General features: G+C 67.0%; 20 protein-coding genes. 12 read left to right on the forward strand and 8 right to left on the reverse strand.

What is annotated here, in order from left to right; genetic code table 11:
- Window positions 1-288: transposase (locus tag EAH73_RS00005; protein ID WP_140464265.1), on the forward strand; the 288-nt coding region annotated here is incomplete at its 5' end.
- On the opposite strand, the gene cbiB is transcribed toward EAH73_RS00005, so the two are convergent.
- The 3 genes from cbiB to EAH73_RS00020 all read right to left on the reverse strand — a co-directional run bounded on the left by cbiB (window position 285) and on the right by EAH73_RS00020 (window position 3827).
- Window positions 285-1235 carry an adenosylcobinamide-phosphate synthase CbiB gene (gene cbiB / locus EAH73_RS00010; protein WP_140464266.1) on the reverse strand — a complete coding sequence of 317 codons (951 nt, stop codon included), beginning with the start codon at window positions 1233-1235 and terminating at the stop codon, window positions 285-287. The genes EAH73_RS00005 and cbiB overlap by 4 nt on opposite strands.
- Window positions 1214-2242 (reverse strand): pyridoxal phosphate-dependent aminotransferase, encoded by a 1029-nt coding sequence (locus EAH73_RS00015; RefSeq protein ID WP_140464267.1) that lies wholly within the window; start codon window positions 2240-2242, stop codon window positions 1214-1216. Before EAH73_RS00015 ends, cbiB begins: the two co-directional genes overlap by 22 nt.
- 112 nt (window positions 2243-2354) lie before the next feature.
- Complete coding sequence (locus EAH73_RS00020; RefSeq protein ID WP_205012942.1) at window positions 2355-3827, reverse strand: cobyric acid synthase; 1473 nt, start codon at window positions 3825-3827, stop codon at window positions 2355-2357.
- 154 nt (window positions 3828-3981) lie between these two features.
- On the opposite strand from EAH73_RS00020, the gene EAH73_RS00025 reads away from it, so the two are divergent.
- Complete coding sequence (locus EAH73_RS00025; protein WP_161599390.1) at window positions 3982-5769, forward strand: chloride channel protein; 1788 nt, start codon at window positions 3982-3984, stop codon at window positions 5767-5769.
- 63 nt (window positions 5770-5832) lie between these two features.
- Here the strand turns inward: EAH73_RS00025 and EAH73_RS00030 are convergent, their stop codons facing one another.
- A complete protein-coding gene (locus EAH73_RS00030; protein WP_140464269.1) occupies window positions 5833-7026 on the reverse strand; it encodes a cation:proton antiporter in 1194 nt (397 codons plus the stop codon).
- A 94-nt stretch (window positions 7027-7120) separates the two neighbouring features.
- On the opposite strand from EAH73_RS00030, the gene EAH73_RS00035 reads away from it, so the two are divergent.
- Window positions 7121-8368, forward strand: a complete 1248-nt coding sequence (locus EAH73_RS00035; RefSeq protein WP_140464270.1) for an NAD(P)/FAD-dependent oxidoreductase — start codon at window positions 7121-7123, stop codon at window positions 8366-8368.
- 114 nt (window positions 8369-8482) lie between these two features.
- On the opposite strand, the gene EAH73_RS00040 is transcribed toward EAH73_RS00035, so the two are convergent.
- Both EAH73_RS00040 and EAH73_RS00045 read right to left on the reverse strand, forming a co-directional pair.
- Window positions 8483-10942 carry a PAS domain-containing hybrid sensor histidine kinase/response regulator gene (locus EAH73_RS00040; RefSeq protein ID WP_161599391.1) on the reverse strand — a complete coding sequence of 820 codons (2460 nt, stop codon included), beginning with the start codon at window positions 10940-10942 and terminating at the stop codon, window positions 8483-8485.
- 78 nt (window positions 10943-11020) lie between these two features.
- Complete coding sequence (locus EAH73_RS00045) at window positions 11021-11284, reverse strand: hypothetical protein (RefSeq protein ID WP_140464272.1); 264 nt, start codon at window positions 11282-11284, stop codon at window positions 11021-11023.
- Between the two features lie 183 nt (window positions 11285-11467).
- Here EAH73_RS00045 and EAH73_RS00050 point away from each other — a divergent pair, with 183 nt between their 5' ends.
- Window positions 11468-12919: a diadenylate cyclase gene (locus tag EAH73_RS00050; RefSeq protein WP_140464273.1), complete on the forward strand. Its 1452-nt coding sequence runs from the start codon at window positions 11468-11470 to the stop codon at window positions 12917-12919.
- A gap of 74 nt (window positions 12920-12993) precedes the next feature.
- Here the strand turns inward: EAH73_RS00050 and EAH73_RS00055 are convergent, their stop codons facing one another.
- On the reverse strand, window positions 12994-13983 hold the full coding sequence (locus EAH73_RS00055) for an aldo/keto reductase (protein ID WP_140464274.1): 990 nt from the start codon (window positions 13981-13983) through the stop codon (window positions 12994-12996).
- A gap of 277 nt (window positions 13984-14260) precedes the next feature.
- Between EAH73_RS00055 and EAH73_RS00060 the strand changes: the two genes are divergently transcribed.
- From EAH73_RS00060 to EAH73_RS00090, 7 genes are all read left to right on the forward strand, one after another.
- Window positions 14261-14701 (forward strand): hypothetical protein, encoded by a 441-nt coding sequence (locus tag EAH73_RS00060; RefSeq protein WP_140464275.1) that lies wholly within the window; start codon window positions 14261-14263, stop codon window positions 14699-14701.
- Window positions 14702-14704: 3 nt separating this feature from the next.
- Window positions 14705-15397 carry an SCO family protein gene (locus EAH73_RS00065; protein WP_140464276.1) on the forward strand — a complete coding sequence of 231 codons (693 nt, stop codon included), beginning with the start codon at window positions 14705-14707 and terminating at the stop codon, window positions 15395-15397.
- Window positions 15394-15822, forward strand: coding sequence for a c-type cytochrome (locus tag EAH73_RS00070; RefSeq protein ID WP_140464277.1), 429 nt, complete (start codon window positions 15394-15396; stop codon window positions 15820-15822). The genes EAH73_RS00065 and EAH73_RS00070 overlap by 4 nt, the downstream gene beginning before the upstream one ends.
- 277 nt (window positions 15823-16099) lie before the next feature.
- Entirely contained in the window at window positions 16100-17086 is a 987-nt protein-coding gene (locus EAH73_RS00075; protein ID WP_140464278.1) for an enhanced serine sensitivity protein SseB C-terminal domain-containing protein, read from the forward strand.
- 137 nt (window positions 17087-17223) lie between these two features.
- Window positions 17224-18588 (forward strand): M28 family peptidase, encoded by a 1365-nt coding sequence (locus EAH73_RS00080; protein ID WP_140464279.1) that lies wholly within the window; start codon window positions 17224-17226, stop codon window positions 18586-18588.
- Between the two features lie 504 nt (window positions 18589-19092).
- Window positions 19093-19524, forward strand: coding sequence for a DUF1810 domain-containing protein (locus EAH73_RS00085; RefSeq protein ID WP_140464280.1), 432 nt, complete (start codon window positions 19093-19095; stop codon window positions 19522-19524).
- A gap of 68 nt (window positions 19525-19592) precedes the next feature.
- Complete coding sequence (locus EAH73_RS00090; RefSeq protein ID WP_140464281.1) at window positions 19593-20366, forward strand: slipin family protein; 774 nt, start codon at window positions 19593-19595, stop codon at window positions 20364-20366.
- A gap of 10 nt (window positions 20367-20376) precedes the next feature.
- Here the strand turns inward: EAH73_RS00090 and EAH73_RS00095 are convergent, their stop codons facing one another.
- Complete coding sequence (locus EAH73_RS00095) at window positions 20377-22833, reverse strand: response regulator (RefSeq protein WP_140464282.1); 2457 nt, start codon at window positions 22831-22833, stop codon at window positions 20377-20379.
- Between the two features lie 442 nt (window positions 22834-23275).
- On the opposite strand from EAH73_RS00095, the gene EAH73_RS00100 reads away from it, so the two are divergent.
- Window positions 23276-24754, forward strand: a complete 1479-nt coding sequence (locus EAH73_RS00100) for an SDR family oxidoreductase (protein WP_140464283.1) — start codon at window positions 23276-23278, stop codon at window positions 24752-24754.
- The last annotated feature ends 103 nt before the right edge of the window (window positions 24755-24857 follow it).

Genomic DNA, 24857 nt, shown 5'->3' on the forward strand with positions numbered 1-24857 from the left:
GAGGGCTTGGCCCCGGCGTACCTCATCGCCGACCGGGGTTACGATTCCGACCCGCTCGTGGCCGCACTGGCCGCCCGTGGCACCTGTGCCGTGATTCCGCCCCGGCGCAAGCGCCTCTTCCCGCGGGCCTACGATGCGGTCCGCTACGCCCAGCGCCACCCCATCGAGCGGCTTTTCAGCCGTTTAAAGCAGTTTCGGCGCGTGGCCACGCGCTACGACAAGCTCGACGCGCACTTTTTGGCCTTCATTCACTTGGCGGCGACCGTACTCTGGTTGCGCGACTGTTAACACTTCCTAGTTTTCCGTCCCCACAACCAGCCCACGATACCTACCACCACAGCGGCGCACACGGCGTGGTTGAGGCGGGCGACGCGGTGGATTTCCTGGGGCCCGATGGGGCGCGGGTTTTCACCGATGTAGGGCTTGGCCACGAGCTGGCCGTGGTAGTAGTTGGGGCCCCCGAAGCGGCAGTTGAGCACGCCGGCCAGGGCAGCTTCGGGGTAGCCGGCGTTGGGGCTTTTGTGCTGATTGCCGTATTTGAGGATGAAACGGAAGCTGCGCCGGCTGCCATCCAGGGCCCCCAGCAGCGCGGCCGTGAGGCGGGCAGGCACGAGGTTGGCCGCGTCGTCGAGCCGGGCGGCGAACTTGCCGAACTGCTCGTAGCGCGGGCTGCGGTAGCCCACCATCGAGTCGAGGGTGTTCACCATTTTGTAGGCCATCAGGCCGGGCACGCCGGCCAGGGCGTAGGCGAGCAGCGGGGCCACCACGCCGTCGCTCAGGTTTTCGGCCAGGCTTTCGAGCACGGCGGTGCGGATTTGCTGGGCGTCGAGCCGGGCCGTGTCGCGACCCACGATGCGCGCCAGCTGGCGGCGGCCGGCGTCCAGCCCGTCCTGGTCCAGCACCGCAAACACCGCCTGGCCCTCGCGCACCAAGCCCGTGTTGGCCAGGCCGTAATACACCCAGGCGCTGTTCACGGCCACGCCCACGGCGGGCGGCAGGCGACGCAAAGCCTTGTCCATCAGCCAAAACGCGCCGAACGTGCCGCCCACCAGCCCGCCGGCCAGCAGCGCGCCCTTGGCGAAGCGCTGGGGCCCCCGGTTCAGGCTGCGCTCGCCGGCGGCGATGAGGGCCCCGTAGGTGCGCACGGGGTGAGGCCAGCCCTCGGGGTCGGCCAGCAGCAGGTCGAGGGCGTAGCCGGCGAGCAGCGGCGCGGCTAGGCGCGGGAAGCGGTCCATTCAGCAAGGGCGTTGACGAGCAGCTGGTTGTCGTCCGGGCGGCGGGTGCACAGGCGGAAGTGCGCCGGCGTGAGGCCCCGGAAGTTGGCCGCGTCGCGGATCAGCAAGCCGTGGCGGTCCAGCAGCCCGCGCTTCAGCTCCGCCGCGGTGCCGCGGCGCAGGGCCCCCAGGAAGTAATGCGTGTGGCTGGTAAATATCTCTAAACCAGGGTTTTCGGCCAGCTGGGTGGCGAAGGCGGCGCGGTCGGCCAGGAGCTGGGCGGTGGGCGGCTGCACCTCGGCGAAGTGCTCGAAGATGAAGTGGCCGGCAGCGGCGGCCAGCGCGTTCACCGTCCAGGGGGCCCGGGCGCGGGTGAGCCGGGCCACCACCGGCGCCGACGCCACCACGTAGCCCAGGCGCAGCCCGGGAATGGCGTAGGCCTTGGTCATCGAGCGCATGATCAGCAAGTTATCGAACCGCGCCAGCAGCGGGATGGCCGTTTCGGCATCGGTGGTAAATTCGATGAATGCCTCGTCGAGCACGAACACCGTACGCGGGTGGTTGGCCAGCAGCGTTTCGAGCACCCGGGGCCCCAGCAAGCTGCCCGTGGGGTTGTTGGGGCTGCACACAAACACCAAGTCACTGTTTATCACCGTTTCCGCGTGCAGGTCTTCCCAGGCCAGGAAATTTTGCTGGTGGTCGTGCAGCCGGCCGGCGTCTTCATACTCGGCGAAGGCGGGCGTGACGACCGTGCTGCGGCGCCGGGCCCAGGCCTGCGCCACGAGGTAGATGGTTTCGGTGGTGCCGCTGCTCACCAGCACTTGGCCGGCGGGCACGCCGTGGTGCGCCGCCGCCCGAGCGGCCAGGCTTTCGGCCAGCACTTCGGGGTAGCGGTTCACGCGCGGCCACTGGCTGAACACGTACTCCTTGAGGCCGGCTGGCTCGCCGCCGTACCACACGTTGGTGCTGAAATCCGCTACGATATCGGAAGTGTGACGGTAGCCGTCGTCGCCGTGGCCGTGCAGCATGGCTAGAGGGGGTTAAGGGAGAAAATTAGCTTGTACCGCCAAGCTGCGCTTGGCCTTGCCTATGCTGCCCCGAGGGCCCCTGGAGCAAGGCCAAGCGCAGCTTGGCGGTACATCACATTTGCAATGCTTTATAAATCTGCGCCATGTCTACGTTTTCGCGGATGAGGGCGGCCAACCGGTCGTACTGCTCGTTCTTAAAAGCCGCGAAATCGAGCGGCGCGGCGGCCGTTTCGGTGGTGTGGGGCCCCAGCAGCGCATCGATGACGGCCGGGTTATCGAGGATGCCGTGCAGGTAGGTGCCCCAGCAGCTCGGGCCGGCGTAGTAGCCGTCGGGCGCGCCGCTGGCCAGGGTGGCCACGGGGCGCGGGGGGCCCTCGGCCACGGTGCGGCCCATGTGGATTTCGTAGCCCTGGCAGTCGGCCGCCGCGCCGTCCAGAAACACAAATTGGCGCTGCTGGGTGGTTTTCTCGCCTTCCAGCACCGTGCGCACGGGCAGCAGGCCCAGGCCGGCGGTGGCGGCCACGCGGCTCTCCACGCCGGCGGGGTCTTCCACCGAGCGGCCCAGCATCTGGTAGCCGCCGCAAATGCCGACCACAGTTTTGCCGGCGCGGTGGGCCTGCACGATGGCGGCGGCCAGGCCGTTATTTTTCAGGGCAATGAGGTCGTCAATCGTGTTCTTGCTGCCGGGCAGAATCACCACGTCGGCGGCCAGGATTTCGGCCGCGTCGTGGGTGTAGAACAGGTGTGCCCGCGGGTCGTGGCCCAGGGCGTCGAAGTCGGTGAAGTTGGACATGCGGCCCAGCAGCACCACCGCCACCTGCACCCGGCCGGGGGCCCCGGGGCCCCGCTGCTTGCGGGCCAGCGCCACGGAGTCTTCCTCCTCCACAAAAATGTCGCGGAAGTAGGGCAGCACGCCCACCACCGGCACGCCGGTCAGGTCTTGCAACTGCTGGCGGCCGTCGGCAAACAGCCGCGCATCGCCCCGGAACTTGTTGATGATGATGCCCTTGATGCAGGCTTTTTCCTCAGGCTCCAGCAGGGCCAGCGTGCCGTACACGCTCCCAAACACGCCGCCCTTGTCAATATCCGCAATCAAATACGTAGCGGCGCCGGCGTGCTGGGCCATGCGCAGGTTGGTGATGTCGCGGGCCTTCAGGTTCAGCTCCGAGATGCTGCCGGCGCCCTCCAGCACCACCGGCTCGTGGCGGGCGGCCAGCCGGTCGTAGGCCGCGGTGGCGGCCTCGAACAGGGCGTGGCGGTCGTTGGTGCGGAAGTACTCGTAGGCCGACTGCGTGCCGATGGGCCGGCCGTTGACGACGACCTGCGCGGCCTGGTCGGAGGTGGGCTTGAGCAGCACCGGGTTCATGTCCACGTGGCACGGCACGCCGGCGGCCTCGGCTTGCACGGCCTGGGCCCGGCCAATTTCGAGGCCCTCGGGCGTGGCGTAGCTGTTCAGGCTCATGTTCTGGGCCTTGAAGGGGGCGGGGCGGTGGCCGTCTTGCAAAAAAATGCGGCAAAACCCGGCGGTGATAACGCTCTTGCCCACGTCGGACGCGGTGCCGACAAACATGATGGAACGAAGCATAGGGCCACAAAAAGGAAGGACGGGGCCCCCAAAAGTATTGCCCAGCCGGCGGCCGGCGGCGGCCGGGCCCCGCCCCGGCCCGCGGGGGCCGGGGCCATCTTCCGCGCAGTGGCCCCACATTTGCGCAGCCCCTGCGCCACCAACACCGCCCGCCATGCCCCCCTTCACCGTCCACCGCTTGCTGCGCCCGCTGCTGGTGTGGCGGGTGCGCCACATCAGCGAGCGCATGTACCTGCTCATCCTCAGCGTGTTGGTGGGCGCGGGCGCGGGCCTGGCGGCGGTGCTCCTCAAAACCAGCGTGCGCACGGCCGCCCGCCTGCTGCAAGCCAGCGTGCCCGAGCAGCAGCGGGTGTTTGCCTCGTCGCTGTACCCCATCATCGGCATCACCCTCACGATGCTGACCACCAAGTACTTGCTGCACGGGCACCTCAACCGGGGCATTGCGCCCATCATCTACAACACGGCCCGTGAGGGCAGCGTGGTGCCGCGCTCCAAGCTGTACTCGCAGCTCATCACGGCCTTTTTCACGGTGAGCTTCGGGGGCTCGGCCGGCACTGAGGCCCCCATCACCGTCACGGGTTCGGCCCTGGGCTCCAACGCCGGCCGGGTGCTGCACCTCGACCGGCGGCGGCGGCGCTTGCTCACGGGGTGCGGGGCGGCGGCGGGCCTGGCGGCCATCTTCAACTCGCCCATCGCGGGGGTGCTATTTGCCGTCGAAACCATTTTGCTGGAGCTGCCGGCGCAGTACTTCATCCCGCTGCTGCTCTCCTCGGCTGCGGCCACGGTGGTGTCCAAAGCCCTGTACGCGGGCCAGCCGTTCGTGCTCATTACCACGAGCTGGCCGGTGCACGCGGTGCCGTTTTACGTGCTGCTGGGCGTTTTCACGGCCTTCTTTTCGGTATACATGATCCGGACCTACTTCTGGTTCGACCATTTTTTTGCCCGTTGGCCCGGCCTCAGCTGGCGCAAGGTGCTGCTGGGCGGCACGGCCCTGGGGGCCCTCATTTTCCTGTTTCCCACGCTGTACGGCGAGGGCTACAACACGGTGGAGCTGCTGCTGGCCGGCAAGTCGGGCCAGCTCACCGACGGCAGCATCTTCTCGGTGTACGGCGACCACAACCCCTGGCTGCTGCTGGTGCTGGTACTTTTTAGCCTGCTGCTCAAGGTGGTGGCCACCAGCATCACGGTGGGGGCGGGCGGCAACGGCGGCATGTTCGGCTCGTCGCTGTTTTCGGGGGCCCTGGCGGGGTTTTTCTTCGCTAGGCTGCTGAACATGAGCGGCCTGGTGCAGATTCCGGAGGTACACTTCATTGTGCTGGGCATGGCCGGCACGCTGGCGGGCGTGGTGCACGCGCCGCTCACGGCCATTTTCCTCATCGCCGAAATCACGGGGGGTTACGCGCTGTTTGTGCCGCTGATGGTGGTCAGCAGCCTTTCATACCTGATTACCAAGTACTTCGAGCCCTATTCGGTGTACACCAAAAAGCTCGTGCCCCAGGGCGTGGACGTGAACGCCAACCGCGACCAGGGCCTGCTGGCCCAGCTCGACCCCCGCAAGCTGCTCGAAACCGACTTCGTGCCCGTGCGCCCCACCACCACGCTGGGCGAGCTGGCCGACATTTTCCGGCACGCCTCGCGCAACCTGTTTCCGGTGGTGGCGGCCGGCGGCCGGCTGCTGGGCGTCATCGGCCTCGACGCGGTGCGCGACGCCCTCTTCGACGAAAGCCACTACGATACCACCCTGGCCCGCGACCTGATGACGCCGCCCCTGGCCATTGTGGGCCCCGCCGACGACCTCGAGCACACCCTGGCCCTGCTCGACCGCCACGGGGCCTACGCCCTGCCCGTGTGCGAGGAAGACGGCCGCTACCTGGGCTTCATCCTCAAGTCGGCCATCCTGGCCCGCTACCGCCGCCAGCTCATTCAGGACAGCCAGGGCTAGGGCCCCCGGGGCCCTGTTGGCGTGGCCCGCGCTGGCCGTAGCGCAAGCCACGCCAACAGGGCCCTACACCTCCCCTTCCAGCGGCACGCCTTTGGGCACGAGCTGCAGGCCCACCATCATGAGCACGCCGGTGAGCAGGATGACCAGAAACATGAGGGTTTCGCTGACTTCGCCGATGAGCAGCGGGGCCGGAATGCTGTAGAACAAAAGCACCGAAATCAGGCCCTTGGGGGCGATGAACAGCTCGGGCAGCAGGTCGGTGCGGGCCACGAAGCGCAGGTACAGGTAGCGGATGAAAGTGAGCACGGCCACCACCAGCAGGCCCTGCCACAGCAGGTGGGTGTTGAGCAGGTTGGTGAGGTCGATGGAAAACCCGAAGACTAGGAAGAAGAACGTGCGCACCAGAAACGCCGACTCGGCGGTGAGGCTCTTGAGTTGGCCCAGCTCCGAAACCAGCTCGCTGGGGTGCAGCCAGCTTTGCAGGCGGCGGCCCCGCAGAAACAGGTCGGCGTTGTTAACAGCCAGCCCGAACACCAGTACCAGCACCAGCGAGGACAAGTGCAGCTGCTTGGCTAAGCTGTAGAGGAGCACCAAAAAGGCGAAGAGCAAAAAAAACTTGATGTGCCCGCGCAGCCGCGCCAGCAAAAATGCCAGCGCCGCCGTGCTCAGCACCGCTACTACCATTACGGCCAGGATATCGGCCCCGAACGTGACCAACGACACGCCCTGAGCGAAGTTTTCTTGCAGGGCGAAGTTGAAAAACATGATGCCCAGGATGTCGGAAAACGTGCTTTCGTAGATGATGAACTCCTTTTTTTCGGCCGTGAGGCCCGCCACGCTGGGGATGGCCACCGCGCTGCTTACCACCGACAAGGCCACGGCGTTGGCCAGGCAGCTCTGCCAGCCCGCGCCGGTGTAGAAGTGCAGCAGCGCGGCAATGGCCGACGAGGCCACCACCAGAATGGTGGCCGCCGCCAGAAACGAGCGCCGCACCATGGGGCCCTTGTCGCGGGTGAGGCGCAGGTCGAGCGAGCCTTCGAGCACGATGAGGATCAGGCCCACGATGCCCAGAATTTGGAGGAGCACCGGCGGCAGGCGCACCGGCAGGTGCCAGTAGGCGGTGGCCTGGCCGAAGGCGATGCCCGCCAGCAGCAGCAGCAGCACCGAGGGCACCTTGGTGGCCTTGGCGGCCAGGTCGAACAGGTACGAGAGCACCACGGCCAGGCTCAGGCCAATGAGAATGGTATAAGGATTCATGGCCCGGCTTAACGGGCCGGCGCGGATGCGGGTTGGGGCCCCGCGGCGGGCGGGGGCGTAGTTTTGGGGCTGAGTTCCTAAGCTGGTGGCCGTAATGAGTGGTGATACTTCTGCGTTTGTGGCCGTGGTGGGCGGCGGCCCGGCCGGCCTGCTGGCCGCCCAGCGCCTGGCCGAGGCCGGCCACCGGGTGCGCGTGTTCGAGGCCCAGGCCACGGCGGGGCGCAAGTTTCTGGTGGCCGGGCACGGCGGCTTCAACCTGAGCAACGCTGCCCCCGGGGCCGCCCGCTTCGCGGCGCAGTATGGGGCCGCGGCGGGGCGCTTCGGGGCCCTGCTGGCGCAGTTTGGGCCCGCCGAGCTGCGCGCTTGGGCCGCCGACCTGGGCATCGACACCTTCGTGGGCACCAGCGGGCGCATCTTCCCCGTACCGGCCCACACGCCCGCCGCCGTGCTGCGCGCCTGGCTGGCCCGCCTGGGGGCCCTGGGCGTCGAAATCCATACCCGCCACCGCTGGCTGGGCTTTGCGGGGCCCCGCGGCCTGCGCCTGCGCCGCGAGGCCACGGGCGAAGAATTCGTCGCCGAGCCTGCCGCCACAGTGCTGGCCCTGGGCGGCGCGAGCTGGGCCAAAACCGGCTCCGACGGCACTTGGGCCCCGTTGCTGCGCGAAATTGGCGTGGAGGTGCTGCCCTTCGCGCCGGCCAACTGCGGGGCGGAGGTGGCGTGGTCGGCGTTTTTCCGCGAGAAGGTGGGCCGCCAGCCGCTCAAAAATATTGCCCTGCGCGTGCACGAGGGCCCCGAGGTGCGCGGCGAGCTGCTGCTCACCGACTACGGCCTGGAGGGCACGCCCGTGTACGCCCTCACGCCGCAGGTGCGGGGGGCCCTGGCCGCCGGGGGCCCCGCCGTGCTGCACCTCAACCTCAAGCCCGACCTGCCCGCCGCCGCCCTGCTGGGCAAGCTGGGGGCCCCGCGCGGCAAGGCATCGCTGGCCGAATTCCTCAAGAAAACCCTGCACCTGGGGGCCCCCGTCCCCACCCTGCTGCGCGAAATTCAGCCCGACGCGGCCACGCTACCGCCCGCCGCCTTGGCGCAGCTCCTCAGCCACTTGCCGCTGCCCGTGGCCGGCCTGCGCCCGCTCGACGAGGCCATTTCGACGGCCGGCGGCGTGGCGTGGGCTGAACTCGACGAGCACCTGATGCTGCGCCGCCGCCCGGGCACCTACCTGGCCGGCGAAATGCTGGACTGGGAAGCCCCCACCGGCGGCTATCTGCTGCAAGGCTGCCTGGCCAGCGGGGCCGGCGCGGCGGCGGGCATCCTCGCCGCTAAGGCCCCAGGCGGCGGCGCGTAGAAAGTCGCAGCGGCTTTCATCTCGGCGCACTTTTGGAAAAAAGTTAAAAGTTGAGAGTTAAAGACTAGACTATCTGATCCTTAACTTTCAACTCTCAACTCCGCCTGGGCCCCACTACGCCCCGGGGAATGCCTGCGCCAGCTCCGCCATCACCTCGGCGGTGACGGCCGTGACCTCGCCCACGAGCCAGGCTGCGCGGGCCGGGTCGGGGTGCTGGGCCTCACTGGCCTCCAGCTCGCGGATGGCGTCGTAGAGGGGAATCACGCCCATGCCGTAGAGGGAGCTTTTGAGGTGGTGGGCAGCGTCGGCCAGGGCCGGCCAGTCGGCCTGCGCCAGGGCCTGCCGCAGGGCTTCGAGGATGGGCGGCGTGCTGGTGCAGAACACGCCCACCAAGTGGCGCACAAACGACTCATTGTCGCCCACCATCTGGCGCACGGCGCTCAGGTCGTAGAGCGGGCCGCGGGGGACCGGGGCGGCGGCGGGGGCCTGGCGGGCCACGGCCAGCGCCTGGCGTAGCGCAGCCTCGCCGAAGGGCTTGGCCAAGTAGGCATCGAAGCCGCTGGCGCGCAGGGCATCGGCGTCGAGCTGTGCGTGGGCCGTCACGGCGAGCACGGGCGTGGCGGCGCGGGCCGGGTCGGGGTGCTGGCGCAGGCGGGCGGTTGCGGCCGTGCCGTCGAGGCCGGGCAGGCGCAGGTCCATCAGCACCACGTCGTAGCAGTGCTGCTCAAACAGGGCCACCGCGGCGGGGCCGGTGGCGGCCGCGTCCACGGCCCAGCCCCAGCCGCGCAGCAGGGCTTCGGCCAGCAGGCTGCTCACGGGGTTATCTTCTACGAGCAGGGCGCGGCCGGCGCTACCGGGCGCGGCCTTGGCAGCCGGGGCGGGGGCCACCGGGGCCGTGCCCGGGGCGCTTTGGTCGGTGTCGAATTCGAGCGCGAAGTGGAACGTGCTGCCCACGCCCAGCTCGCTGGTAGCACGCAGCGTGCCGCCGAGCAGGGCCACTAGGCTGTGCGAAATGCTCAGGCCCAGGCCGGTGCCGCCGTAGTGCTGGTCGGTGGTTTCGCCGGCCTGCACGAAGGGCTCGAACACGGCGTCGAGCGCAGCGGGTGCAATGCCGATGCCCGAGTCGCTCACGCTGAACGCCACCCGGGCGCGGCCCGGCGCGGCCCCGGCCGGGCACTGCACGCGCAGCTCCACGCCGCCGCGCTCGGTAAACTTGAGGGCGTTGCCGAGCAGGTTGAGCAGCACCTGGCGCAGGCGGTGGGCGTCGCCCACTACGCGGGGCAGTGCGGGGGGGGCGTTCAGGCGCAGGGCCAGGCCCCGGGTTTCGGCCTCGGGCGCGAGCAGGGCGGTGCAGTCGCGCAGCAGGGCCCCCAGGTCGAAGGCTTCGGCGGCGGCGTGCAGGCGGCCGGCCCCCAGGCGGGCGGTAATCAGCACGTCGTTGAGCACGGCCAGCAAGTGCTGGGCCGAGCCGTTGAGCAGGCGCAGGTGTTCGGCCTGGGCGGGAGCCAGGGCCGAGGCGGCCAGCATTTCGGCCAGGCCCAGGATGCCGTGCAGCGGCGTGCGAATTTCGTGGCTCATGTTGGCCAGGAACTCCTGCTTGGCCCGCACGTTGGCCTCGGCGGCCTCGGTGGCGGCGCGCAGGCGGGCTTCGAGTTGCTTGGAGGCCGTTACGTCGAGCAGCAAGCCGCTGTAAACCACGCCCTTGTCGTCGCGGGTGGTAACGGCGGCCGTGCCACGGCACCAGCGCAGCGGCTGGCCCGGCACCACCACCCGCCCCTCAAATGCCCAGGGGCCCCGCACCTGCACGGCGGCAGCCAGCGAGAGGCGAAACGAGCGCACGTCGGCCGGGTGCAGAAAGGTTTCGGCCTGCTCGAGGGCGGCCGGGGCCATGCCGAAGCACTCCTGCAGCCGCGGGCTGACGTAGGTGACGTAGTGCTCGCCGTCGCGGTTCACGCGCCACTCAAAGAGCACGCCCGGCACGCTTTCGGCCAGCATCTGGAAGCGGGCTTCGCTGTTGGCCAAGGCGTTGGCCGCCTCGCGCCGGTCGGTGGTGTCGAACAGAGCCAGGCGGCAGCCGGGGCCCTGGGGCGGCAGCGGCTCTTCGCGCACGGCCTCCAGCTGGGCATAAAACGCGGTGCCGTTGGCGCGGCGCAGCTCCGTTTCGGTGTGCTGGGGGGCCGGGCTGGCCAGCACCCGGGCCAGGAAATCGGCAAAATCGGCGCGGTGCCCGGGGGTCACAAACAGCGCGAAGGGCCGGCCGGCCAGCCGGGTGCCCCCCGTGCCCAGCAGCTGGCTGGCCGTGCGGTTGAGTTGGGCAATGCCGCCGTGGGGCCCCAGCGTAACGAAGCCCACGGGGGCGTGCTCGTACAGGTCTTCGTACTGAACGCGGTTGGCCTCGGCGTCGGCCTGGGCCAGCAGCAGCGACTCGTACTGCATCTGCAGCTCCAGCTGGTGGGTTTGAAGCTCCTGCACCAGGCCGGGCAGCTGGTCGGGCGGCGTATTCTCAACGGCTTGCGTGAGCGGGCGGTGGCGCGAGCCTTCCGGATGAGGAAATAATGAGTCGGCAGCAGTCATAACATAAGGGCATAGCATATCGCCCAGCAAGTTACTGCCCGCCCCCTAAACTTGCCCCTCGGGGCCCTAAAGTGGCGTTTATTCGGGGCCCTGCGCGGCGGCTTTGGCCTGCGCGGCGTCGCGCAGGATCAGGCGGGCATCGGCCAACAGGCGACGGCCGGGGTCGAGCTGCTCGCGCAGAATGAGCGCGGTGAGCAGGAAAAACGAGGCCAGCGGCAGCACCCAGCCCAGCGCAAACCACAGCCAGAACGAGCGCCCGTAGTTGTAGGCGCAGTAGCCGGTGAGGATGGGAATAAACGAAATGGCCACCGCCATCACGAAGATCATGTCGACGAAGAGCATAGGCTGCGGGGGTGGGGCGGGGCGGCCCGGCGTTGGGGCCCTCGGGTACCCCGAAGGTACGAAAAAGCCCCGGCTTTGAGCGCGTGGCGGCAGTTATTTTGGCCGGCTTGCCACCGCGGGGCCCACTTTTGCGTATGCCGGGGCAGCGCCGGGGCCGCCACCGCCCCGGGCCCCTTTTTGCCCATGTGGGAGCACCAAAGTTTGTTCCGGGTTTCGGCCCAGTTGTTTGCCGAAGGCGTTTTTAACCTGCTGGACCGCAACCTGCGGCCGGAGGTTTTTTTGCTCGGCCTGGCCTCGGCCCGCGAGGCCGACGAGCCCGAGGGCGTGGTGCTGGAGCCCCAGAGTGTGCGCTACCGGCCCCTCGACTTTGCCGATATTAAGGACCGCGCCGCCGCCCTGGAGGCCGACGCCGGGCCCCGCGACGTGGTGTACCACCTGCACCCCAACGACCACGACCGCTACGAAAAGCAGCGCTGGTACGAGCTGGTGTGCCAGGCCACCGAGAGCACGCTGCGCGAGCTGACGGCCGCACGCCAGGAAAACCGCCGCTCCTTCTGCTCGGTGCCCGTGAACTTGCAGGGCTACCTCGTGACGGTGGTGCTGCAAGTGGCCACCGATTGCTACGAGAGCTACTACGCCATCCCCAAATCGGGGGGGCCGCGGCCGGCCAACTTGCTGCACGCCACGGTACTGGAGTTTTTGCACGACTGCACCCGGGCCCTGCGCGAGGCCGACACCGCCGACAACGAGCAGCCCGCCCTCGACCGCGACTACAACGAGGTGCTGCGCAGCGCCGGCCGCCGCCTGATGCTGCGCGCCGCCCCCGCCGGCACCCAGGGCCTGTACGATGCCTGCAACGGCGTGGCTGCCCTGCGCCACGAGGGCAGCGAGGGCGTGGGCACGCTGCTGGTGGCCCGCCGCCAGCACCCGGCCATCGTACCGGTGCTCACCCTCGAAACCCCCGTGACCCTGCGCGACCACCGCTCCATTCGCAAGCTGCTGGAATTGAGCGAGGACGCCACGGCCCTGGTCTCCGATGCCTCGCACGTATTCGGGCTGGGGCAGCTGGTGCCGGAAACCGACCCGCGCTACGAGCCCTTGGTTACCGTCAACTTCACCCACCACTACAGCTGGGAGATGAGCCACGCCGGCCACGTGCTGATGCGCGTGGTGAGCAACACGCCGCGCCTGCCCCAGGGCCGCGTGGCGGCCGACAATTTCGGCCGCACAGTGCGCCGCGTGTTCCCGTCGCTTGACTCCGACAGCGTGGACTACCTCTGGGACCTAACGGCCAGCGCCAGCACCCAGCCCACGGGCACCATCCTGGTATTCAGCACTGGGGCCGCCCAAGAGGCCCAGCGCCTGAGCCGCCAGAGCTTCCGGGTGGCCCCGCGCATCATCACGCCCACGGTGCTGCGCCTGGTTACCAACATCGACGGGGCAGTGTTCATCGAGCCCACCGGCGTGTGCCACTCCATCGGCGCTATCCTCGACGGCCTGGCCACCGAAAAGGGCGATTCGTCGCGCGGCTCGCGCTTCAACTCGGCCCTGCGCTACGTCAATAGTAGCCAATACCCTTGCCTGGCCGTCGTCGTCAGCGAAGACGGCTGGATTGACCTACTGCCGGCGCAATGAGCGAGTTGGTGAATGAGTAATTTAGCAACATGCTCATTGCTAGCTTACTCATTCACCAACCCGCTCATTGAAAGCTAGCCGTTCACCGAGCCCATCATGGCGGCGGGGTAGCGGCTGCCGGCGGCCACGCCCTTCGGGGCAATGTCGTCGAGCTGGGCCAGCTCGTCTTGGGAAAGGTTGATTTCCAGGGCCCCCAGGTTTTCTTCGAGGTAGGCCACGCGCTTGGTACCAGGGATGGGCACTACGTCGTCGCCTTGGGCCAGCACCCAGGCCAGGGCCAACTGGCCGGGGGTGCACTCCTTTTGCCGGGCCAAGTCGTTGATGCGGGCCACGAGGTCGAGGTTTTTCTGGAAGTTCTCGCCCTGGAAGCGCGGCGTGAAGCGGCGGTAATCGTCGGCCGCCAGGTCCTCAAACTTCTGGATTTGGCCCGTTAGGAAGCCCCGGCCCAGCGGCGAATAGGGCACGAAGCCAATGCCCAACTCGCGGCAGGTGGGCAGGATTTCGTCTTCCGGCTCGCGGCTCCAGAGGCTATACTCGGTTTGCAGGGCGGCGATGGGGTGCGTGGCCACGGCCCGGCGCAGGGTGGCGGGGGCAGCTTCGCTCAGGCCCAGATAGCGCACTTTGCCCTCCTCCACGAGGCGGCTCATGGCGCCCACTGTTTCTTCAATGGGCGTGCTGGCGTCCACGCGGTGCTGGTAATAGAGGTCGATGTGGTCGGTGCCGAGGCGCTTGAGGCTGGCTTCGCAGGCCGATTTCACATACTCGGGCCGGCCATTAATGCCGCGCTTGGTGGGGTCTTCGGGGTCGCGCACAATGCCGAACTTGGTGGCAATCAGCACTTGGTCGCGCTTGCCCTTGAAGGCCCGGGCCAGCAGCTCCTCGTTTTTGAAGGGGCCGTACATGTCGGCCGTGTCGAAGAACGTGACGCCTAGGTCCACGGCCCGGTGCAGGGTACGGAGGCTCTCGGCGTCGTCTTGCTGGCCGTAAAAATCGGACATGCCCATGCAGCCGAGGCCGAGGGCGGAAACCGTGAGGCCGGAGCGGCCGAGGGTGCGGGTTTGCATTGAAAAGGGATGGGAGGGTGAAGCTGTATAAACGGCCGGGGCCCCGCCGGGTTTGGGCGGGCTGGGCGGCCGGCTTTTCGCCGGCTGCCGGAAAATCGTTGAATCGCCGCCCATCCGGGGCCCTTACTTGCCCGCAAATCTTCCCCCAAAGATTACCGCCCATCCGGGGCCCCTACTTGTTCGCAACCCTTCCCCAAAGATTACCCGACAGGCGGCGAAAAGCCGGCACCCCGGCCCGCTGCGCAGCGGGCACGCCGCTGGCCGGTACCTTTGCGCCATGAAGGCATTTACTCCCAAAACCCTATTTGTGGCCCTGGCGGCCGCCGCCGGCTTGGCCGCCTGCTCGCCCACCACCACCGCCGATTCGCCCGCTGCCAGCGCCCGCGCCGCCGAAAACCTGCTCATGGACCGCCACGATTCGGTGATGGCCCAGACCGGCCACCTCTTTGAATTGCGCCAGCAGATTGCCGCCGCCAAGCCCGCGGGCGCGGTGCCCTACGCGCACGGCCTGCAGGCCGCCGAAAACGCCATGATGGCCTGGATGCACGGCTACCACGCCCCCGACACCGTCACCACGCCCGCCCCCGCCCGCCTGGCCTACATCCAGCAGCAGCAGGCCAAGCTGCAAGCCGTGGAAAAGCAGATGCACGGCACCATCGATTCGGCCGCCGCGTTGTTGAAGCAAGCGCCGGGCACCCCCGCCCCCGCCACTAAATAAGCTATGTCGATTCGCTTTTGGCTGGCCCCCGCGCTGGCCGCCGCCCTGCTCACGGCCTGCTCGGGCCCCAGTGCCGACCAAGCCGCCCGCCTGCCCATTCTGGGCGAGCGCGACGTGCGCCCCAACCCCAACGGGGGCCCCGCCGATACCATTTTTGCCACTGCCCCTGCCTTTAAGGCCGTGGACCAGGCCGGTAAGCCCGTCACGAACCAGACGCTGGCGGGCCGCGCCTACATCACCGATTTCTTCTTCGCCACCTGCCCCGGCATTTGCCCGAAGATGAACGGGGCCCTGCTCTCGGTGTTCAAGCCCTACGCCACCGACCCGCGCGTGGCCTTCGTGTCGTTCACCATCGACCCGGCCCACGATTCGCTGGCCGTGCTGGACGATTACGCCCAGCGCCTGGGCGTGACGAATGCCGCCCGTTGGCACTTCGTGACGACCGGCCACTCGGCCACCGCCCGCGATACGGTGTACGGGCTGGCCAAGGGCTTCTTCACGGCCGCCCAGCCCGACAAAGAGGCCCCCGGCGGCTTCGCGCACAACGGTACCTTCGCTTTGGTGGACGACCAAGGCCACATCCGCGGTCTTTATGACAGCCTGGACGCCAACGAAGTAGCGCGCCTGCAAAAGGAGCTGCCCGTGCTGCTGGCCGAAATCGCGGAGCGCCACCCCCAGGCCACCGCCGCCCAATGATCGGGCGCTGCCTCGGGTTGGGGGCCCTGGGCGTGGTGGCCTGCCTCTCGCTGCCCGGCTGCTTCTCCAACAACCGCCACCAGGGCGCGCGCCTCTACGCCGAGGCCTGCGCCGGCTGCCACGGCGACGCCGGCCAGGGCCTGGGCCGCCTCATCCCGCCCTTGGCCGGGGCTGACTACCTGGCCCTGCACCGCGCCGAGCTGCCCTGCCTGCTGCGCCGCGGCGTGCACGGCCCCATGACGGTAAACGGCGTGCTCTACAACCAGGTGATGCCCGCCGCCCGCGTCGATGACAAGCAGCTCAGCCCCGCCCGCCTCACTAACCTGCTGAACTACATCGAGAACAACTGGGGCAACCACGCCGCGCCCCGCACCATCCAGGAGGTCGAGCGCCAGCTTACCGCCTGCCCCAATGTCGGCGAGTAAACGACCATCCAAAGCAGGTCTTGTCCTGCTGCGCTTGCGAACCATCTTTCACCGCTGAACGACCTGTTGTAACCCAATAAAATGCTTCGCAAGCGCAGCAGGACAGGTCCGGTTCAGGCGGTTTCCAAGTGCTGGGGCCCTGCTATGGGCCCCGATAATAATTCTATAATTAGCCGACCGCTGGCTAAAAATCGGCCGGCTGCTCCCCGGGGCCCTGGCCCATTTCCCGTCCGGGCCGTACTTTGCGGCCCATTCCACTGCTCTTTTTCTTTGCCTCATGGGTCTGCTTGACTTTCTAAAAAATAAGCCCGAGAATAAGCCCGCCGACGCGCCGGCCCCCACCCCTGCCACCCCCGGGGCCCCTGCCCCCGCTTCGCCCGGGGCCCCCGCGGCACCGGCCGATGCCGCCGGCAAGCCCGCCGGGCCCCGCTACCAGGGCTCCAACTTCAAGACGCCGGCCCCCGAGCCCGCGCCGGTACCGGCCACCCCGCTGCCCTTCCCGGCCCCCGAGCCGCTGCCGTTCCCGTTCGAGCCCGAGAACGTGCTGGAGCAGCTGCTGCTGATGGCCGCCACCGAGGAGCAGGCCCGCCCGGCCTTCTACCAGGCCCTGATGCAGGAGGAAATCCTGATGATTCTAGCCCCCGAAGAGGGCGTGGGCCCCGGCGACGTAGTACCCACCGAGGGCGCGCAAATCCAGCTCCAGGTGCTCACCGACGGCAAACTGCCCATCTTCACTTCCCCCACCCGCCTCACCGACGGCGGCCAGGACGCCAGCGAGGTGAGCTACGTGCGCATCCCCGGCCACGCGTTTTTCAGCATGGTGCAGGGCCAGGACTGCGTGCTGAACCCCTTCTCGCCCGCCGGCAAGCTGCTGCCCAAGGAGGAGATTGAGGCCCTGCTCAACGGCCAGCTCACGGGCCCCACCTCGCCCGCCGGCGGCGATGCCGAGGTGCTGCTGAGCCAGCCCGAAAACTACCCCACCGCCGTGGCCGATGCCGTGGTGGCCTGGGCCGCCACCCAGCCGCACCTGCGCACCGCCTACCTGGCCCAGATGCAGCTTGCCAACGCCCCCGAAACGCCCCGCCTGCTGCTGGCCTTCGAGAGCGACGCCGCCGGCCCCGAGTTCATGCAGGAGCTGGGCCCCGTGCTGGAAGGCAAAACCGACGCCTACCAGTTTGTGGACCTGATGCTGCTCGACCTGGATTCGGACGAGGGCGTAAACCCGTATTTCAAACAGGTAGACCCCATCTACCAGCGCGCCTAGCGCCAATTTAGGGCCCCGGGCGGCTGGCTTTTTTGCCGCTTTCCGGGGGCCCCATGTGCAGCGTTTTTGAAAAGCCCGCGCCCTTGGTGGCGCGGGCTTTTTTGTGTTTAACCCAGGCCGCGTATGTTTACCGCTGTATGAAAGCAATTTTCCTCCTGGCCCTGCTGCCGCTGGCTGCCGCTGCCCAAACGGCCCCCTCCCCCGCCCCGCTGCTGCCCAAGGCCGACCCAGCCATTGCCAAGCTGGTGAACGAGATTTCGGCCAAAAACCTGCAAACTGACATCGAAAAGCTCGTCAGCTTCGGTACCCGCCACACCCTGAGCGACACCCAAAGCCCCACGCGCGGCATCGGGGCGGCCCGCCGGTGGGTGCAGGGCGAGTTTGAGAAATACAGCAAAGCCGGCGGCGGCCGCCTAAAGGTGGAAATGGACACCTTCACCGTAAAGCCCGACGGCCGCCGCATCAACCGGCCGGTGCTGATGGCCAACGTGCTGGCCACGCTGCCCGGCACCGACCCCACCGACACGCGCGTCATCCTCGTGAGCGGCCACATCGACTCGCGGGTAAGCGACGTGATGAACGCCACCGCCGACGCCCCCGGCGCCAACGACGACGGCTCGGGCACGGTGCTGGTGATGGAGCTGGCCCGCGTGCTGGCCGGCCAGAAATTCCCGTGCACCCTGAAATTTGCGGTGGTGCAGGGCGAAGAGCAGGGCCTCTACGGCTCGACCCACCTGGCCGAGCGCGCCAAGAAAGAGGGCTGGAATGTGGTGGCCATGCTCAACAACGACATCGTGGGCAACTCGCACGGCCACGACCCCGACCTGAGCGACGCCACCAAGCTGCGCGTGTTCAGCGAGGGCGTGCCAGCCACCGAAACCCCCGAGCAGGCCCGCCAGCGCCGCCAGCTCAGCTCCGAAAACGACGCCCCCAGCCGCCAGCTCGCCCGCACTGCCCAGCGCGCCGCCCTCGTCTACACCAAGGGCCAGGAGCTGGTGCTCATCAACCGCCCCGACCGTTTCCTGCGCGGCGGTGACCACACGCCGTTCAACGCCCAAGGCTTTGCCGCCGTGCGCTTTACGGAGATGAACGAGGACTTCAGCCACCAGCACCAGGACCTGCGCACCGAAAACGGCCGCGCCTACGGCGACGTGGCTTCGGGTGTGGACTACGCCTACCTGCGCCGCAACGCCGGTATTAACCTGGCCACCATGGCCAGCCTGGCCCTGGCCCCCGCCGCCCCCGCCAAGGTCGAAGTCCTCACCGCCAACCTCACCAACCGCACCGAGCTGCGCTGGCAGGCGCCCACCGGGGGCCCCAAGCCGGCCGCCTACGCCGTGCTCATCCGCGCCAGCGACGCGCCGCAGTGGCAGCAGCGCTACCTCGTGACGGACCTCAAAGCCGACTTGCCCATCAGCAAGGACAACTTCACCTTCGGCATCGCCAGCGTCGACGCCGCCGGCCACGAGAGCCCCGCCGTGCTGCCCGTGGTGGGCCGGTAAGTGGTTGCCTCCCGGCCCAATCAACGATAGATCTTAAAGCGAGTTAATAAACTTTTTCACTTGAATAAGAGGCAAATCGTTTTTTGATATGATAATAGAGAACGGAGAAGATGAATGGTTATTGGCGTACACAATGGGCAACATTTCAGAGCGCTGCTACTACGCCGGCTGGATGATGCATATCGAGTATCTGCTATGGTATTCACTAAAAGAGGGCCCCAGACGCTACGGCCATGGTGAAATTTCTCTTGATGATATAGACGCTCTTAGGTTACTATCGGGCAGATGCAAGCATTGGGTTTTTTTGACGACGTAGACGAGGAAACGGCAATTCCTTTTGACTTGTGGCAGAAGATGTATGCTGAATTTATTTTAGCCAATCCAGCAGTAGTGAAAAAGTGGGGCAACGGAGCCGCTTGACGCAGGAAACCCGTGCAGCGAGCGTTTAACTCAACGCAATCCGTGCTAAGCGGCGTAGACCATACAGAAAAGATGAACTGATTTATGGCCAATGCCTTCAACTTACAAAGGTTCGTCAGCGCCCAGGAAACGGCGTATCCGCAGGCCCTGACCGAGGTGAAAAACGGCCGCAAGCGCAACCACTGGATGTGGTACATCTTCCCCCAGATTCAGGGGTTGGGGTTCAGTGAGATTTCCCAGCACTACGCCATTGCCGACTTGGCCGAGGCAGCGGCCTACGCCCAGCACCCCGTTTTGGGGCCCCGGCTGGTGGAAATTTGCACGGCGCTGCTGGGGCTGGCTGGTAGCGATGCAGGCCGGATTTTTGGCAGTCCCGACGATTTAAAACTCAAGTCATCCATGACGCTGTTTGCCGCTGTGCCGGGCGCTGACCCAATTTTTCAAGCGGTTTTGGCAAAGTTTTTCGGCGGCGTGCGCGACGCCAAGACGCTGCAAATTATTGGCCGGCAGCCGTAGACGGGGTTGGCTGTAATGTTCCGCTTTGCGCGGCGATACATCCCCCAAACTCACCCATTCTTTCGGCCATGTCGCCACTCGTTCTGCTTGCCATCGTGCTCGTTCTCCTCGTGCTCAGCCTGCGCATTGCACAGGAATACCAGCGCGCCATTGTGTTCCGGCTGGGGCGCTACACGGGTACCCGGGGCCCCGGGCTGTACTTCCTCATCCCGTTTATGGAGCGCCAGCAAACCATCGACATGCGCACCAAAACGGTGGAACTGGAGCAGCAGGAAACCATCACCAAGGACAGCGTGACCATCAAGGTGAACGCCGTGCTGTGGTTCAAGGTGCTCAACCCGGCCGATGCAGTGATTAAGGTAGCCGACTACAACAAGGCGGTGTACCAGCTTTCGGTCACGGCGCTGCGCAACATTATTGGGCAAAACCAGCTCGACGAGGTGCTGCGCGAGCGGGCCCAAATCAACGGGGCCCTGCTGCAAATTGTGGATGCGGCCACCGAGGCCTGGGGCGTTAAAATCGAGCTGGTCGAAATCAAGGACGTCGAGATTCCGGAGTCCATGCAGCGGGCGATGGCGCGCGAGGCCGAGGCCATCCGCGAGAAGCGCGCCCGCATCATCAAGGCCGAAGCCGAGCTGGAGGCCTCGCTCAAACTCACGCAGGGGGCCCTGGAAATGGAAAAAAGCCCCATTGCCCTGGAGCTGCGCCGCATGCAGATGCTCTCGGAAATCGGCATCGACAACAACACGACCACCGTGGTGCTCATCCCCTCCGAGTTCACGCAGGCCGCCAAAAGCTTCTCGCAGATGGTGGGCCAAGGCACCCCGCCGCCGGCCGCATAGCGCAGGGGCCCTACTGCACGGCCACAATCTTGCGCAGCAGCTCGTCGGCCTCGAAGGGCTTGGCCAGGTGGTCGTCCATGCCCGCAGCCAGGTACTTGTCGTAGTCGCCCTGAAAAGCGTTGGCCGTGAGGGCGATGATGGGCGTGCGGGCCCGGGTACGGTCGGGGTCGCGGCGTATGCGGGCCGTCACCTCCACGCCGCTCATGTCGGGCATCTTAATGTCCATCAGCACCACGTCGTAGCGGGCCTGGGCAAACAGGGCCAGGGCCCCCGCGCCGTTCACGGCGCTGTCCACCACCAGGCCCTGGTGCTCCAGCACGTACTGCACCAGCTGGCGGTTCAGCTCGTTGTCTTCCACCAGCAGCACCCGCAGGCCACGGGCCACGCCGGCGGCCGGCGGGGGCGTGGAGGCCCCCGCGCCCGCCGACGCTTCGGGGGCAGGGGCGGCGGCTTCGGCAAAGGTGAGGGCGAAGGCGAAGGTGGTGCCCTCGCCCGGGGCGCTGCTCACCAGCAAGCGCCCGCCCAGCTGCTCTACGAGGCGGCTGCTGATGGTGAGCCCCAGCCCAGTGCCCCCAAACTGGCGCGCCGTATCGGCCGAGGCCTGCGCGAAGCTCTCAAAGATTGCCTCCTGCCGGTCGGCCGGAATGCCCAGCCCCGTATCCGTCACGCGGAAGGCCACGGTGAGGGCCCCGGCGGGGCGGGCCAGCACCCGGGCGCGCAGCGCCACGGTGCCCCGCTCGGTGAACTTGAGGGCGTTGCCGAGCAGGTTCACCAGCACCTGGCGCAGGCGCAGGGCGTCGCCGCGCACCCACGGCAGCGGCGCCAAGTCGAGGGTCAGGGCCAGGTTTTTCTCGGTGGCCTGGTGGGCCAACATCTGCCCCACGGCGTGCAGCGCGGCCGCCAGGTCGAAGGGCTCGTGCTCGGGGCCCTGCTCGGCCGAGGTAATCTTGGCGATATCGAGCACGTCGTTGAGCACCCCCAGCAGGTGCTGGCCCGCCGTGCGGATGGCCCCCACGTACTCCTGCTGCCGGGGCGTGAGCGGGGTGTTGCGCGCCAGCAGGCCCGCCATGCCCAGCACCGCGTTCAGGGGCGTGCGAATTTCGTGGCTCATGTTGGAAAGGAAGCTCTCGCGGGCCAGGGCCGCCTGCTCGGCCGCCAGCTTGGCCCGCCGCAGCTCGCGCTCGGCCAGGTAGCGCTCCGTCACGTCCAGCCCCGAGCCCACCACCATGCGCAGGGCCCCGTCCGCCCCAAACACCGGCCGCAGGCGCCGCATTTTCTGCTGCAGGCCGGTGGAAGTTTCCACGGTTTCCTCCCAGGCCGCGTCGGCCCGCTGGCGCAGCACCTGGTTAAATACCCGCTCGCGCTGCACGGCCACCTCGGCCGGGCGCCCCCGCCAAGCGCAGTATTCCCGGTTGGTCATGCCCATGGCCTGCTCCCGCACCTCGGCGTCGGCAATGGAGGCGGGGTTGGCGTACAGGTAGCGGTGGGCCGGGTCAAACACGGCAATGTCAACGGGTAATTGATTGAGGATGGCCTCGTAAAACTCGCGCTGATGCGCCATTTTCTGCTCGATGCGCAGGCGTTCGCTGATGTCGATGCCCGTTAGCATAACCATCCGCAGGGCCCCATCCGGGCCAAACAAGGGCTGGGCACTGCCCAGCCAGCAGCGTTCCTTGCCGCTGTACAGCAGTCGTTCTTCCCACGTTACCTCGCGCCGCTGCTGCACGGCCCGCTCCAGGCGCTGCTGCCGCAGCTCGGCTTGCAGCTGGGAGCGGCCGCGCAGGCCGTAGCTTTCCGTCGTGTTGCATCCCACCATCGCCCTCCGCAACGCCTGGTCGGGCTCAGAGGTGGCGTTCACGAACAGATACCGCAAGTCGGCGTCCAGCACCGACACGGCCGAGGGCAAGTGCATCAATACATCCTCATAAAAGGCTTGCTGCTCCACTAATTGCTGTTCGGTACGCCGTTGTTTCGTCACATCGCGGGCGCTGAGCAGATACCCCGCACCCCCACCGTCCAGCACCAGGTAGTCCACCGCAATAATGCGGCCGTCGGCCAACGCAAAGTCGTTGTTGAGCGACGTTTGGTTAGCCTCCCGCATCGCCTGCATTCGGGCCCCAACGCTTACCGGATCGGCCAGCAGCCGCTGATCGGCCAACATGCCCGAGGCATTGCGCTGCTCATTGAGGTCTTGCACACTGTCTGCGGGCAGTGCAAACATGTCGCGGCACTCGTCACTCACAAACCGGACCTGGTTATTACCGTCGAGCAGCATTGTGGCCACGGGAATGGCCCGCAGCACCGCCAGCAGCTCGTTTTCATGGCGATGGGCCGCTTGCTGGGCGGTGGCCACTTCTTGCTCGAGGGCGGCCACCCGGGCCTCCAACGCCAGGCAGCGGGCCCGTTCGGCCGCTAGCTCGGCGGCCAGGTCGGGTTTTAAGCCGGTAGCGGGAGGGAAAGAAACCATGAAAAAACAGCAAAAAACCTATCTCTATCTGTTGCGCAATTCAGCCGCAACAAGTCCGGTAGCCCTAAACAATGTACAACTTACGGGTAATTCATCAATTGCACTAGTTGCCGGTGTTATAGGCCAGCCAACCTAAGAGCAATGAGGGGCGCACTGCGTTAGCAATTTGCCAGTCAGCACCATCCGTTATTATGAATAAGCTCAACAGTAAACTAATATTATTTATTATTTATCTTTTTATAATACAACCAAGATAGCGGTTAGGTACTCGCCCCGCCAAAATACCAACCTGCCCGGGGCTGCCCCCTGCGTGCGGCCCCGAGGCCCCAAGGTGGCAGTTTTGGGGCCCCGGGACCGAACATGTGCAGCCTTTTCACGTTCTCAAAAACACCGTTGCGCGGAGCCCCGGCCCGGGGCCCCACCGTTTTTTTCCTCGTCGCCCATGAAAATTTTACTCACCGGGGCCACCGGCTACATTGGCCAGCGCCTACTCCCGGGCTTAGCCGAGGCCGGCCACGAGGTGGTATGCCTCGTGCGCGACGCCCGCCGCTTTGCCCTGCCCGATACGCTGCCCGAGGCCCGACGCGCGCAGGTGAGCGCCGTGCAGGGCGACTTGCTAAAGCCCGAAACCCTGGCCGACCTGCCCCTGGACATCGACGCGGCCTACTACCTGGTGCACTCGATGAGCGGGGGCGATAAGGATTTCTTCCAGCTGGAGCAGGACTCGGCGCGCCACTTCGCGCAGTACCTCGACCGCACCGGGGCCCGGCAGGTCATCTACCTTTCCGGCATCGCCAACGACCACGACCTGAGCGTGCACCTGCGCTCGCGCAGCGCCGTGGAAGACGTGCTGGCCGGTGCCCAACGAGCCCAACTCACAGTACTGCGGGCCAGCATCATCATCGGGTCGGGCTCGGCTTCGTTCGAGATCATCCGCGACATTGTGGAGAAGCTGCCGGTGATGGTGACGCCGCGCTGGCTGGACTCGCGCTGCCAGCCGCTGGGCATCCGCGACGTGATGTTTTACCTAGTGGCCGTGCTCGGCAACCCCGCTTGCCTGGGCCAAAGTTTCGACTTGGGGGGGCCCGACGTGCTGACCTACAAAGAGATGCTGCTCGGGCTGGCGGCCCAGCGTGGCTACAAGCGCTGGATCGTGACGGTGCCCGTGCTCACGCCGCGGCTCTCGTCGTGGTGGCTGTACTTGGTCACCAGCACCTCGTTTTCGCTGGCCCAAAGCCTGGTGGAAAGCCTCAAGAACGACACCGTGGCCGACCCCGCCCGCAGCATTGCCCGCGCCGTGCCGCACCAGTGCATGAGCTACCGCGAGGCCCTGGCCCTGGCCTTCCAGCGCATCGAGCAGAACGAGGTGGTGAGCAGCTGGAGCGACGCCATGAGCAGCGGCACCCTGCGCCAGAACTACATGGACGCCATCCAAATCCCCAAAAACGGGATGTTTTTCGACCGGCAGCTGCGGCCCTTTACGCGGCCCGTGGCCGAGGTGCTGGACAATATCTGGCGCATCGGCGGCGAGCGGGGCTGGTACAAAACCGACTGGCTCTGGCGCATCAGGGGCCTGATGGACAAGCTGGTGGGCGGCGTGGGCCTGCGCCGGGGCCGCCGCTCGCCCAGCCGCCTGCGCGCCGGCGACCCGCTCGATTTCTGGCGCGTGCTGGTGGCCGACCGCGCCGCCAAGCGCCTACTGCTCTACGCCGAAATGCGCCTGCCCGGCGAGGCCTGGCTCCAGTTCCGCATCGTGGACAACGAGGACGGTACCCACGCCCTGGAGCAGCTGGCCGCCTACCGCCCCCAGGGCCTGGCCGGCCGCCTGTACTGGTACTCGGTGCTGCCCTTCCACGGCATCATTTTCAAGGGCATGGTGAAGAACCTGATTGAGTTTGATGCCCCGGACGCGGAAAAGTAGCCAATTAATAGGCCGACCATAAGTCTAATGCTTTTTGCTTTAAGCACTAATAATCAATAGTCTATATCGCGCATATTGGGCAGTGGCGAGTCTAACGGTTGTG

This window comes from Hymenobacter nivis, from assembly GCF_006439025.1.
In the GTDB taxonomy this organism is placed as follows: Bacteria; Bacteroidota; Bacteroidia; order Cytophagales; family Hymenobacteraceae; genus Hymenobacter; species Hymenobacter nivis_A.